General features: G+C 38.4%; 11 protein-coding genes and 1 pseudogene. 7 read left to right on the top strand and 5 right to left on the bottom strand.

Annotated elements, in window-relative coordinates; all coding sequences use genetic code 11:
• Window positions 1-85 precede the first annotated feature (85 nt).
• A pseudogene (mfd, locus tag PGN18_RS18635) lies at window positions 86-3,425 on the bottom strand (transcription-repair coupling factor).
• A 231-nt stretch (window positions 3,426-3,656) separates the two neighbouring features.
• Between mfd and PGN18_RS18630 the strand changes: the two are divergent.
• The 6 genes from PGN18_RS18630 to PGN18_RS18605 all read left to right on the top strand — a co-directional run bounded on the left by PGN18_RS18630 (window position 3,657) and on the right by PGN18_RS18605 (window position 8,215).
• Window positions 3,657-3,959, top strand: coding sequence for a DUF2752 domain-containing protein (locus tag PGN18_RS18630; protein ID WP_335321101.1), 303 nt, complete (start codon window positions 3,657-3,659; stop codon window positions 3,957-3,959).
• 5 nt (window positions 3,960-3,964) lie between these two features.
• Window positions 3,965-4,351, top strand: a complete 387-nt coding sequence (locus PGN18_RS18625; RefSeq protein WP_090497432.1) for a TM2 domain-containing protein — start codon at window positions 3,965-3,967, stop codon at window positions 4,349-4,351.
• 166 nt (window positions 4,352-4,517) lie between these two features.
• A complete protein-coding gene (locus PGN18_RS18620; protein ID WP_335321100.1) occupies window positions 4,518-4,646 on the top strand; it encodes a hypothetical protein in 129 nt (42 codons plus the stop codon).
• A gap of 71 nt (window positions 4,647-4,717) precedes the next feature.
• The gene (locus tag PGN18_RS18615; RefSeq protein ID WP_335321099.1) at window positions 4,718-5,815 is read left to right on the top strand and encodes a Nif3-like dinuclear metal center hexameric protein; all 1,098 of its coding nucleotides are present in this window, start codon (window positions 4,718-4,720) and stop codon (window positions 5,813-5,815) included.
• Window positions 5,815-6,558, top strand: a complete 744-nt coding sequence (locus PGN18_RS18610; protein WP_090981351.1) for a zinc ribbon domain-containing protein — start codon at window positions 5,815-5,817, stop codon at window positions 6,556-6,558. The genes PGN18_RS18615 and PGN18_RS18610 overlap by 1 nt, the downstream gene beginning before the upstream one ends.
• A gap of 169 nt (window positions 6,559-6,727) precedes the next feature.
• Window positions 6,728-8,215, top strand: a complete 1,488-nt coding sequence (locus PGN18_RS18605; RefSeq protein ID WP_335321098.1) for a tetratricopeptide repeat protein — start codon at window positions 6,728-6,730, stop codon at window positions 8,213-8,215.
• Here PGN18_RS18605 and PGN18_RS18600 read toward each other — a convergent pair.
• The 4 genes from PGN18_RS18600 to rsfS all read right to left on the bottom strand — a co-directional run bounded on the left by PGN18_RS18600 (window position 8,212) and on the right by rsfS (window position 12,673).
• Window positions 8,212-9,288, bottom strand: coding sequence for a 3-oxoacyl-ACP synthase III family protein (locus PGN18_RS18600; protein ID WP_335321097.1), 1,077 nt, complete (start codon window positions 9,286-9,288; stop codon window positions 8,212-8,214). The two genes, PGN18_RS18605 and PGN18_RS18600, sit on opposite strands and share 4 nt — an antisense overlap.
• A 257-nt stretch (window positions 9,289-9,545) precedes the next feature.
• Window positions 9,546-10,190, bottom strand: a complete 645-nt coding sequence (locus PGN18_RS18595; protein WP_335321096.1) for a LutC/YkgG family protein — start codon at window positions 10,188-10,190, stop codon at window positions 9,546-9,548.
• A gap of 64 nt (window positions 10,191-10,254) precedes the next feature.
• The gene (ftsH, locus tag PGN18_RS18590) at window positions 10,255-12,270 is read right to left on the bottom strand and encodes an ATP-dependent zinc metalloprotease FtsH (RefSeq protein WP_335321095.1); all 2,016 of its coding nucleotides are present in this window, start codon (window positions 12,268-12,270) and stop codon (window positions 10,255-10,257) included.
• 28 nt (window positions 12,271-12,298) lie between these two features.
• Window positions 12,299-12,673, bottom strand: coding sequence for a ribosome silencing factor (gene rsfS, locus PGN18_RS18585; RefSeq protein WP_335321094.1), 375 nt, complete (start codon window positions 12,671-12,673; stop codon window positions 12,299-12,301).
• A gap of 44 nt (window positions 12,674-12,717) precedes the next feature.
• Here rsfS and PGN18_RS18580 point away from each other — a divergent pair, with 44 nt between their 5' ends.
• Window positions 12,718-13,494, top strand: coding sequence for a biotin--[acetyl-CoA-carboxylase] ligase (locus tag PGN18_RS18580; RefSeq protein ID WP_335321093.1), 777 nt, complete (start codon window positions 12,718-12,720; stop codon window positions 13,492-13,494).
• Window positions 13,495-13,624 lie beyond the last annotated feature (130 nt).

Here is a 13,624-nt window from a genome sequence, read left to right as displayed (position 1 = left end):
CAAATATAGTAAAAAACGTTAATTCAGTCAATAGACTGACTCAATTAACGTTAATTCAGTCAATGAACTGACTCAATTAACGTTTTTAATCAATCAATTCTAACGTTTCAATTGCTTCTTCAACAGTCTTTACATTATCAAAAGCAATTCTAAGGGTGTTCTTTACCTCTTTTAAATTGCACATGCGGGGATGATTCTGTGCAAAAGTTAAAATTTTGGTAAAGGTGTTCGAATCAAAATAAGCCGATTGTTTGTCACTTAAGAAATATCCGCGTAAACTATTTTTTTTGAAACTGATTTTCTCAAAACCTAATTTTTTACCTAGCCACTGTAAACGCACCACACTGAGCATGGTTTTTACCTGTGGTGGTACCGGACCAAAACGGTCGGCCAGGTGCTTTTCAAAAACGGCCAGTTCAGCTTCATTATCGAGTTTAGAAAGCTCGGTGTATAAATTGTAACGTTCCGTGATATTGGTAATGTAAGCATCCGGAATGTATAATTCCAGATCGGTATCTACCTGCGTAAAGCCCACAAACGGACGGGCGGGTTCATTTTCGAACAATCCTTTAAATTCAGCTTCTTTTAATTCCTGAATCGCTTCGTCCAATATTTTATGGTACATTTCAAAACCGATTTCGGCAATGAAACCACTTTGCTCGGCACCCAATAAATTTCCACTTCCACGGATATCCAGATCGCGCATGGCTACATTAAAACCACTGCCCAGATCTGAAAATTCTTCAATGGCGCTTAAACGTTTCCGGGCTTCGGAAGTTAAGGTAGATAAAGGAGGTGATAGCAAATAACAGAAGGCTTTTTTATTGCTTCGGCCTACACGGCCACGCATTTGGTGCAGATCGCTCAAACCGAACATGTGTGCGTGGTTGATGATGATGGTATTGGCATTTGGGATATCTAAGCCTGCTTCAATAATAGTGGTGGCTACCAAAACATCTTTCTCCCCATTAATGAAATCGAGCATTACATCTTCTAGTGCATCGCCATCCAGCTGGCCGTGTGCAATGCCAATTCTTGCCTTTGGAACCAGTTTCTGAATTAACCCACCCAATTGCATCAGGTCGTTTACCCGGTTATGGATAAAAAATACCTGTCCACCTCGGTCCAGTTCGAACTGTACGGCTTCCTGGATCAATTTATCCTTAAAAACATGTAATTCGGTACTTACCGGCTGCCGGTTTGGAGGTGGTGTACTGATAATGGATAAATCCCTTGCCCCCATTAATGAAAAATGTAGTGTTCTTGGAATTGGTGTAGCTGTAAGGGTTAGCGTATCAACATTTACCCGTATGGCCTTTAGCCGTTCTTTAGCAGTAACACCAAATTTTTGCTCCTCATCAATAATCATGATGCCGAGATCTTTAAACTTAACATCCTTACTGAGTAAACGGTGTGTTCCAATCAGGATATCCACTTTACCTGCCGCAGCTTCGGCCAGGGTATCTTTAATCTGCTTATTGGTTTTAAAACGGTTAATGTAATCTACCGTTACCGGGAAATCCTTTAAACGGGAAGAGAATGTTTTAAAATGTTGTAAAGCCAAAATTGTAGTAGGCACTAAAATAGCAGCCTGTTTACCTTCTGCTACAGCTTTGAATGCTGCACGAACGGCAATCTCTGTTTTTCCAAAGCCCACATCACCACACACCAAACGATCCATTGGATGTGGGGATTCCATGTCCTTTTTCACATCCTGAGTCGCTTTTAACTGATCAGGAGTATCCTCATAAATAAAAGATGCTTCCAGCTCAGTTTGTAAATAGCTATCTGGAGAAAATGCAGTTCCGGCCTGGGTTTTGCGTAAAGCATAAAGCTTGATCAAATCCCGGGCGATATCTTTAACTTTTTTTTTAGTGGTTTTTTTTTAGCTTGTCCCAGGCATCTGTACCCAGTTTATTCATTTTAGGTACGCCGCTTTCCTTACCACTGTACTTGGCAATCCGGTTTAGCGAGTTGATGTTGACGTAAAGCAGGTCGTTATCGGCGTAAACTAAACGGATCATTTCCTGAGTTTTGCCATTCACTTCAACCTTTTCAAGCCCGGCATATTTGCCTATACCGTGATCAATGTGCGTAACATAATCGCCGGATTTCAGTTCTCTTAAATCTTTTAGGGTAATGGCCTGGCTTTTCTGGTAGCCTTTTTTAAGTTTGTATTTGTAATATCGATCGAAGATTTGGTGATCGGTATAAAATGCCGTTTGGATCTGCGGATCAACAAAACCCTCGCGCAACATACTATTGATTGGCGTAAACTTGGCCGTTTTATCAATATCCTCTAAAATGGCATATAAACGCTCAATCTGTTTTGGTGAATCGGTAAAAATAAAGTTAACAATACCAGTCTTTTCATTTTCCTTAAGGTTATGAATCAGCAGATTGAAATCTTTATTGAAAGATGGTTGTGGTTTGGTCTCGAACTCAAAACGATTGTCTGTTTTATAAAAAAATTGTTTTCCGAATTCAACCAATGGGAAATCCTGAAGATGATCGCCTAATAACTTTTCATCAGTAAAGGCAAATTTTGGATCGATCCATTCAGGGTTTTGGCTTTTATCTGCCGCAGGCAAAGCTTTCCAGAGTTCAACAGCCTTTTTAAAGCCCGCTTTAACAATATCAAGGGTAAACTCTACGTCTTTAAACCAGAGTTGCGTATCCTGATCAATATAATCAAGAATGCTGATATTACTTTCCGTTAAAAACTTTGCCTGAACATTCGGAACGATGGTAAGCGATTTAACATCGGAAACCGAAAGCTGACTTTCAATTTCAAAACTTCTGATACTCTCCACCTCGTCGCCAAAAAACTCAATGCGGTAAGGAAGATCGGATGAAAATGAAAAGATATCTACAATCCCGCCACGGATAGAAAATTGTCCTGGTTCATAAACAAAATCTCTTCTGTCAAAATCGTAATCAATTAAGAATTCGTTGATAAAATCGATGCCTAGTTTGGCTCCTAAGCTAATTTCTAATGTGTTTTTTTCGAGTGCCGAACGATCAATCACCTTCTCAGCAATGGCTTCAGGATATGAAACTACAATCTTACCATACTCCGAATCATGATTCAATTCGTTCAATACCTCTGCACGGGCCAGCACATTGGCTGTATCTACCTGTGTAAAATCAAAAGATTTACGGTATGAGGAAGGAAATAATAAAACCTGTTTATCCAATACGCTTTCGAGGTCCGATTGAAAATAGGCGGCTTCTTCCCGATCTGGCAAAACGAACAGAATGGGCTTGTGTAACAGGAAATAAGAAGAAAGTGCAACAATAGCATCAGCCGAACCCACTAATCCCTTTAACTGTATCTTTGGGTTTTTGCTGCTGTTTAACGCTTTGGTAAATTGGGTTACCCTATCGTCGGTTTTGTATCTGTTTATTAAATCGCGAATGTTCAAGGCACAAAAATAAGCTTATCTTTTAATATTAACCCGCAATTTGTGTAAAGGTTTTTTTAACTATTTTTGGCAGGGTTGCCACGTGAAAATTATATGTAGGTAAGAAATAGTGTATTGTTCTTAGATAACATTATTCGTTTGGTCGAAATATATCCCCATTTCGTCGATTAAGGGAAAATTGATGTAACAAAGGTGGTGTTAAAACTTCTAAATTATATAAAAAGTGAAACAATGAATTACATTAAGCACTTTCCACTGGAACTTTTTTTCTGGGTAGCTGCTTTAGTATTGTTGGCAATAGCAAATGGCCACGATCATCATTTTACACTTTGTCCTTTAGCTCATTTAGGCTTTGAGGATTGGTGTCCGGGATGTGGTATAGGCAGGTCAATCAGTCATATTTTACATGGCAAATTTACCGAAAGCTTTTCTGAACATTGGTTCGGGTTTCCGGCACTTTTAATTATAGTTTATAGGATTTATACATTGATAAAAAATAAAAATAAGTTTAAAATTTCAACTACTAATACATAGAAACCATGGATATATTTCAATCACCTCTTATGTCGTTACCAGGTATAACACCAGAGGAATACTCATATCTACAACAAGCCACAACAGGCTTAACTGAAGAGCAGTTGCGTAATTTCCTGATGGTTTACAGCAGTAAAAGAAAGAATCCATCAGATATGTTAATTTTCTGCTTAATCGGGCTATTTGCTGTTCCGGGTTTGCAGCGGTTTATTATTGGCCAGATAGGTATGGGTATTTTGTACCTGTTAACTGCCGGTTTATGCTTTATCGGATCAATTATTGACGTGGTAAATCACAAAACACTTGCTTTTGAACACAACCAGAAAATGGTTTTTGAAAGCTTACAGATGGTAAGAATGGGCGGTGGATTCCAGCAGGCTGGAAAATTCTAGGATAATTATCTGATATTTAAACCCCGCAGGTTTCTAAAACATGCGGGGTTTGGTTTTTAAAAACTATTTTTTCAAAATCTTTTGACCACTTAAACCACCTGGCTGCATTTATATTACGTATTTCCCAGTATTGCGGTTAATTTTGTGACTAAAGGTCGAATTACCCATGTTAAATAAACCCGATAGAAGTGAAAACCCAACGGTGAGGAACGAACCAGGGTTTGCAGCGTATAGCGGGGCTTTCGTAACCGAAATGAACCGAACCTTGCTTTCAAAAAACAATATAGACCAGTAATGTTATTGATGCGTGATGAATAGTTAACTGATAAGTTTTCGAAACCTGCCTGCTTTATTTATATTTATCGAATGAAATTAGCAGAAATTACCAATTATTTAGAAAGTATTGCGCCGCTTAATTATCAGGAAGATTATGATAATTCTGGTTTGATTGTAGGCGATCCGAACATGGAAATCCGTGCTGCTTTGGTGGCTTTAGATGGTGTAGAGAAAATTGTGGATGAAGCGATTTCGACTGGATGCAATTTGATTATTACCCACCATCCGATAGTTTTTAAAGGACTAAAAAAGCTCAATGGAAAAAACTATGTGGAACGTGTGGTGTTAAAAGCCATTAAAAACAACATTGCGCTTTATGCCATTCACACCAATTTAGACAGTATCCATACAGGTGTAAATGCGAGGATCTGTGAGCGTTTGGGCTTAACAGGTACTAAAGTGCTTTCTCCAAAAGCAGGCTTGTTAAAAAAGCTAGTTACTTATTGTCCACAGGCCCAGGCCGAACAATTGCGATCGGCATTGTTTTACGCCGGCGCGGGGAACATTGGCAACTACAGCGAGTGTAGTTTTAATGCCGATGGTTTCGGCACGTTTAAGGGAAATGAAAATTCAGATCCGTTCGTGGGTGAAAAAGGTGTTCGCCATCGAGAGGACGAAGTGCGGATGGAAATGGTTTACCCTACACAGGCAGAACGAAAAATTCTGGTGGCTTTGTTCGAGAACCATCCTTACGAAGAGGTAGCTTACGATATTTATAAACTCGAAAACAAACATCAACTGGTGGGCTCGGGTATGATTGGCTGGCTGGAATACGATATGGATGCTTACGATTTTCTGCATTTGGTAAAAGATAGGATGCAGGCTAAAGTAGTCAGGCATACCGAAGTAATTGGCAAAAGGATCAAAAAAGTTGCGGTTTGTGGGGGTTCGGGAAGCTTCCTGTTAAAAGAAGCCATTGCCGCCGGGGCAGATGCATTTATTACCGCAGATTTCAAATATCATGAGTTTTTTGATGCGGAAGAAAAATTGATCATTGCTGACATCGGACACTTTGAAACTGAACAATTTACCTCAAATTTATTGCTTGAAATTATTCAGAAAAAATTTACTAACTTTGCAATCCGTTTAACGGAGCAAAATACAAACCCCATAAATTACTTGTTTTAATGGAACAAACCGTAGAACAAAAGCTAAAAGCTTTATACGAATTACAAAATATCCACACGAAAATTGATAAAATCCGCCAGGTACGTGGCGAATTACCAATGGAAGTTGCCGACCTTGAGGATGACGTTTTAGGATTAGAAACCAGAATTGCAAAAATCAAAGGCGAGCTTGATGATCTTGAAGATTCGATCGTAACGCGCAAAAATACAATCAAAGATGCGCAAGCTGCCATCAAAAGATATGATTCTCAATTAAAAGAAGTTAAAAATAACCGTGAATACGATGCTTTAACCAAAGAAATCGAGATTCAAGGTTTAGATATTCAGGTTTCTGAAAAGAAAATCAAAGAACATGGCTTCGAAATCACTTCAAAAACTGAAATCTATGAAGCTGCTAAAGCTGAGTTAGATGGAAGAAAAAAAGATTTGGAAGCTAAGAAAGCAGAACTTGACGTAATTACTGCCGAAACTGAAAAAGAAGAGCAGGATTTGCAAAAGAAAGCGGATAAAGCAGAACCTCAAATCGAAGAACGCTTATTGGTTGCTTATAAACGTTTACGCAAAAATGCCGTAAATGGTTTAGCAGTGGTAACTATCGATCGCGATTCTTGCTCTGGATGTTTTAACCAGATTCCGCCACAACGCCAGTTGGATATCCGTCAACGTAAAAAAATCATTGTTTGCGAACACTGTGGTCGTATTTTGGTTGATGAAGCGCTAACACACGAAGTAGCAGAGGCTTAAGCTCAATTATAAATTATTAAAACGTTCCGACTAAATCGGGACGTTTTTTGTTTATGGCTATTTTTTGGCCTTACCCGAAACAAGAATATCATTTTAACGTTTAATGTATTTATTTGTTTAAATGTGAGCTATTGCGGCAGCATAGAACCAAACCGAAATAAAATCCCTGATGAATAAAAGTTCCCGTTTTTCCATAACGTTTCTCCTGCTCGTCTCTCCTTTGTTTTCACTTGCAAATTTCGATTTTAATAATAACTGCTTAAATGCTTATAAAAGCATATTCGAACTTAAATTAGGGAATGCGAGGGCTTATATCTCTACAGAAAAAAAACAGCATCCCAACAATTCCATTATTCCGCTTCTCGAAAATTATGTCGATTATTTTACCATACTTACATCGGAAAGTAAGGCTGATTTTGACCGTTTGAAAGGAAATAAGTCTAAACGTTTGGATCAAATAAGCGATGACGATAAAAATTCGCCTTACTACCTTTATGCACAGGCAGAAATTAACTTGCAATGGGCGCTTATTCGTGGCCGTTTCGGAGAGTATTTTAACGCGGCTATGGAAGTTAAAAGAGCGAACAGCCTTTTGCAGGATAATAATAAGAAGTTTCCAAATTTTCATCTGAACTTAAAAGGCCTGGGCTTGATTAATGTCGTCTTGGGCAACCTGCCTGATGGGGCTTTAAAAACGGCACTATCAACCTTCGGCATTAAGGGAAACCTGCAGAGTGGATTAAATATGTTCGAAAAATTAGCCGATAACCTGCCAAAATCATCTTATGAACCTTTTTACGAAGAAGTGGTGTTTTATTATGCTTACGTTTTAACTGATGTGGCACATAGTCCGCAGGCATATGCCAAAACCATGAGGTATACCGAACGGATTGCCGATACCAGTTTATTAAAAAGTTATTTGCAAAGTTATGTATGCATTAAAAACGGGCACAGTGAGCAAGCGATTTCCATTTTAGCCAAGCGACCAGAGGGAGGAGTTTATCAGCCTTTCCCTTACCTGGACTATCTGGAGGGAATTGCGCATTTAAATAAACTCGACCTCAATGCCGGCACCTATTTTAACAAGTTTTTACAGGATACAAAGGGTGTTAATTTTGTAAAGGACACTTACCTTCATTTGGGTTGGATCGCTCTTCTGAAAGGAGATCAGGCAGCTTATACGTTATATGCAGCGAAGGCTGTTAAAAACGGATACAGCTATATGGAAAAGGATAAGCAGGCCAAGGCCGAAGCTGCCGCAGCAACACCAACTATTGATCTTTTAAAAGCCAGGTTGCTATTTGACGGTGGTTATTTAAGCAAGGCCTTGCAGATCATTAGTAACAGGAAGGTAACAGATTATACTAACGACAAAGACAAAACAGAACTAAACTACCGTTTGGGTAGAATTTATGATGATTTAGGAAAAGATGATCAGGCATTAGGAGCCTATCAGGAGACGATTAACGAAGGGCGAAGCCTGAAATATTATTTTGCTGCAAATGCTGCGGTGCAGATGGGTAAGATTTATGAAAGAAGGAAAAATATAGCGAAAGCAAAAGAGGCCTTCAATACTGCCATTGCCATGAAAAATCATGAGTTTGAAAGCAGTATTGAAAACCAGGCCAGGGCCGGGTTAAAACGGTTAGCCAATTAGAAGCGGTATATAAAAGCATTAATGTGCATCCCTGCTCCTACTGAAGCAAATACCGCTACATCGCCGGCTTTTATATTATAACCCTTAACTTCCCCTTTTAATACGAGGTCTAACAAGGTTGGTACCGTGGCAACAGAACTGTTTCCTAACCACGAAATCGTCATCGGAACTAAGTTTTCCGGCACCGTATCTTTTCCATAAAGTTTAAACAAACGTTTCATGATTGCGGTATCCATTTTACCATTGGCTTGGTGCACAAATACAATGTTGATATCATCAACACTTAAACCAGCTTTGTCAATCGCTTTTTTAATTACTTGTGGTACCTGGATTACTGCAAATTCATAAAGTTTACGTCCGTTCATTTTCAGGTAGAAGTTTCCGCTGGTATCATCAGGATTAGATCCTTTGCCCATAGTAAGTAAGTTACTATGATGAAGCGCATGGGTTTCTGTTTTATGAGCTAATATTCCGCTTTTTTCTGCCGCTTCTTCTGCTTCGAATATTACAGCTCCGGCACCATCCGAGAAGATCATACTATCACGGTCATGTGGATCGATAATACGGCTTAAGGTTTCTGCGCCAATAACCATAACCCGTTTGGCATCCCCACTTTTGATATAGTAATCGGCCTGTATCGCACCTTGAACCCATCCCGGGCAGCCAAAAATAATATCGTAAGCAACACAGTCTGGATTTTGAATGCCGAGTTGTTGTTTAACCTTTGAAGCTAAAGATGGTAAAATATCAGTACGGTTACTACCCAAAGGGATATCACCAAAGTTATGACAGAATATAATGTAATCCAGGGTTTCTTTATCGATACCTGCATTTTCAATGGCTTTTTCTGCTGCTTTTGCGCCGATATGATTACTTAACTGATCAGGACAGGCATAACGACGTTCCACAATCTCTGTAATCTCGGAAAATTTATGAATGATCTCTGAATTTTCTTTTTCCAGTACATTTCCGTTCTCAAAAAATGTCGAGTTTAAGAATTCATTACCAGAAATAATATTTTGTGGAATATAACTTCCAGTACCGGTGATTACCGTATTTATCGCTTTGCTCATCATTATAATACCACATACCAAAATGGTATGTAGTATAAAAATACCAATAATCTTCGATAATCGAAAATAAATAAAAAAGTTAGCGTGATTTATTTTCAAGCGCAAACTTTAGCCGCCCTGATTTTTCGGTTACATTTAGCTTTTGCGCCATATTTTTACGATGGTATCAACTGCAGTTAATGCTGTAAATAATTTTGGGGGAATCTACTGAAAAGAACTGGGCGAGGCTATAATTTTTTAGACAAAAACAACAATAGTTAACTAAAATCATCAATCAAAAATACAAAAAGCTCTTTAGGGCCGTGTGCACCTAAAACCAAAGTTTTTTCGATGTCTGCCGTTCTGCTTGGTCCTGTAATATTACTGATCATTGACGGGATTTGGTTGCCGTATTTGTTTTTCAATAGCATAAAAGCGTCTTTAAGATCTAAAACCAACTGACTGGTCTTTGCGATTACGATGTGGTGATGTGGAAAAATGCTAAGCCTTCTCCCTGCAGCGCCTTGATTTGTAACCATTACGCTTCCGTTGCGGGCAATTAAGGCTTCGCAAAGGGTAATACCTACCTCCGCCTGATCAAAATCCTTATCAGTTTGGTAAAATGGAAACTCGTATTTGCTTAAAAATTGCTGTAGCTCAGGTTCCCAACAATAGATTTTCCGCCATTTAAACTTATCAGCCAGATGCAACATATTTTCAAAAAAATCAATTCCATCTTCACAGAAGATAAAGTTACCAGATATTGCGGTAAGCTGTTCAGCAAATAATATTTCAAGCTCATCTGTATTTTTTTTATACAATGGACTTTCTTCTAAGTTAGGATAGGGATTTTCACGCTTCTCTAATAATGCCTTCCTTATCTTTTTTAGTATTTGTTCTTTCGCTGTCGTATTATCCTTCATTATAAAAAAAAGCTACCCTAATGATTAAACTAGGGTAGCAAATGTAATAATAGAAATTATTTATTTAAGCCTCAACTGGAGTAATATGTCCAGGTGTTCCGCTTTCGCCTTGGTTTTCGAATAACCGTTTACCAAAAATCACTTCTAAATCGTCTTTAAATAAAACTTCTTTTTCGATTAGGATATCGGCCAATTGAATCAATTTATCTTTATTTTCTTCTAATAGCTGAATTGCCCTTTGGTATTGACCTTCAATCAATGCCGAAATTTCTTTATCGATAGTTAAAGCGGTATCCTCTGAATATGGTTTAGAGAAATTATATTCGTTCTGACCAGATGAATCGTAATAAGTAATGTTTCCTAATTTATCGTTCAAACCATAAATAGTAACCATTGCCCTTGCTTGTTTGTTCACCTTTTCTAAATCGCTAAGTGCACCTGTAGAAATGGTATCAAACATCACTTTTTCAGCGGCTCTACCGCCCATTGTTGCGCACATTTCGTCGAGCATTTGGTGAGGGCGGACAATTAAGCGCTCTTCAGGCAGATACCAAGCGGCACCTAAACTTTGTCCACGTGGAACAATAGTAACCTTGACTAAAGGCGCAGCATGTTCCAGTAACCAGCTTACCGTGGCGTGGCCAGCCTCGTGGATCGCAATTGCACGTTTTTCGCTTGGGGTAATGATTTTATTTTTCTTTTCTAAACCACCAACAATTCTATCTACAGCATCTAAGAAATCTTGCTTATCAACTGAGGATTTGTTTTTCCGTGCCGCAATTAATGCCGCTTCGTTACAAACATTTGCAATATCTGCACCGGAGAATCCTGGCGTTTGCTTCGCTAAAAATTCGGTATCAAGTTCTTCAGATTTTTTAAGTGGCGCAATGTGTACTTCAAAAATCTGTTTGCGTTCTATAACATCCGGTAAATCAACGTAAATCTGCCTGTCGAACCTTCCAGCCCTTAATAAGGCTTTATCTAAAACATCAGCACGGTTGGTAGCAGCAAGGATGATCACATGTGTATTGGTACCAAAACCATCCATTTCAACCAAAAGTTGGTTTAAGGTGTTTTCACGTTCATCATTTCCGCCCATCACACCGTTTTTGCCACGGGCACGGCCAATAGCATCAATCTCATCAATGAAGATAATACAAGGTGATTTGTCTTTTGCCTGTTTAAACAAGTCGCGAACACGAGATGCACCAACTCCAACAAACATCTCTACAAAGTCGGAACCTGATAGAGAAAAGAAAGGAACCTGAGCTTCGCCTGCAACGGCTTTGGCCAATAACGTTTTACCTGTACCAGGCGAACCTACTAATAAAGCACCTTTAGGTATTTTTCCACCCAGATCGGTGTATTTTTTAGGGTTTTTAAGGAAATCTACAATTTCCATTACCTCTGTTTTAGCCTCTTCTAAACCTGCAACATCATTAAATGTGATGCTTACCTGGCTTTCTTTGTCAAATAAAGTTGCTTTAGATTTTCCGATACTGAAAATCTGGCCGCCACCGCCAGCACCGCCACCCATTCTGCGCATCATAAAAATCCAGAAACCGATTAAAAGCAATACTGGTAAAATGATGCTTAAAAACCAGCTTGCCAACGGATTACTCCGACTGGTTTTTTCTGCCAATATTCTTGGTTGGTTAGCGGGAAGGTCTTTTTGCGAATCAGCAAGTTGTTTATCCAGTCCATCCATCGTTCCGGCATTAAAAAATACAACAGGACTCGAGGCGTTGTTTACGTTAAAAGTGCTGTTGCTTTTGTATGCATCATATATCGGTTTTTTTAGACTGTCTTTTTTGATATAAACCTCTACGCGAACTAAATCGTCTGATTTGTAAGCAACCACTCTTTGAACGTCGCCTTTAAGCAACATCTGTTGTTCAAACTTTTGGTAAGTTACCTCTTTACCCCCATCACTGGTAAATAAAAACTGTGCAGCAATAATGGCTATAATAATGGCTGCATAAACCCAGAAAATATTAAATTTTGATCCTTTTTGTGGTTTTTTAGGAATATTTGGAATTCTTCTTCCCTGTTTCTCGTTATTATTTTGATTGTCGTTCATTTGTCTTTGTCAAAATGGTTCTATTAGGTTATGCGCTTTGAAAATTTGTGCTTTCTGCATCTCCCCAAAGTTCTTCTATGCCATAAAAGTGGCGCTTTTCAGTTTTAAAAATGTGCACAACCACATCGAAATAATCAAGAATTATCCAATCTGCTGATTCGAAACCTTCCTTATGTCTGGGGTCGGCCAGAGTGGCTTTGTATATTTCTTTTTCTACACTATCGGCAATAGCTTTTACCTGGGTAGCGGAGTTGGCACTCGCTATAATAAAGTAATCAGCCACTGAAGTATGAATATTTCTAAGATCTAACCGCACGATATCTTCTCCTTTTTTCTCCTGTATGCCGTGAACGGCCAATTCAGAAAGGTATGTAGAAAGGGCTACTATTTTCTTTTTTACCATTAAAATGCTTTAATTTTGGAATTACAATATTATAAATTCAACACTTGCAAAATAACACTTTTTCAACACTATTTGTTGGTCAAAATTTAATCAAATTAAAAGAAGTTGATTCTACAAATAACTTTTTAAAAGATATGGTGTCAAAATCCGAGCCATTAGCTGAAGGAACTGTAATTATGGCAGACCATCAGTTTGCCGGAAGGGGGCAGCAGGAAAGTGTTTGGCAGACACAGGAAGGTAAAAATATCAGTACGAGTATCTATGTTAAACCTTCTTTTTTACCTCTTGAGATGCAGTTTTATTTAAATATGGCTGTTAGCCTGGCCGTAAGTGAAGCCTTATCTTGTTTTATTCCCACAGGAGTAAGCGTGAAATGGCCCAACGATATCTATTATGAGGACAAGAAATTGGGCGGAATTTTAATTGAGAATACACTGACAGGTAGTGCTTTTAAGTCATCAGTAATTGGCATTGGGTTAAACGTGAATCAATCAGAATTTTCGGAAAGTATAAGTAGGCGTGCCACTTCCGTCATTCAAATTTTACAAAGAGAAGTGCCTTTAATGGATATTATGGAGAAAATAATCATATTTATTGAAAAGTACTACTTAATTTTGAGGGCAGGGAAATTCAGTATTTTACAAAATGATTACCTTGCGAAGCTATATAATTACCAGACTGTTGCGTTATATAAACATAACGGCGAGGTTTTTGAAGGAACGATTACAGGAGTTGAAAATAACGGCAGGTTAAACGTTGTTACAAAAAATGGTTTAAAAGTTTTTAACTTTAAGGAAATTGAATTTATACACACAAAATAAAACACAAATGAAAAAAATCACCCTGGTGCTTTCGATGGTACTTTTTACCATTGCTGGCGCATTTGCTCAAATCGAAAAACCGGTAACCTGGGCTTACTCTGCAAAGAAATTAAGTAAAACTGAAGCCATA

This window comes from Pedobacter terrae, from assembly GCF_036946585.1.
GTDB lineage: Bacteria > Bacteroidota > Bacteroidia > Sphingobacteriales > Sphingobacteriaceae > Pedobacter > Pedobacter terrae_C.
Note: the sequence above shows the minus strand (reverse complement) of the source record. Positions and strands in the feature narration are given on the sequence as shown.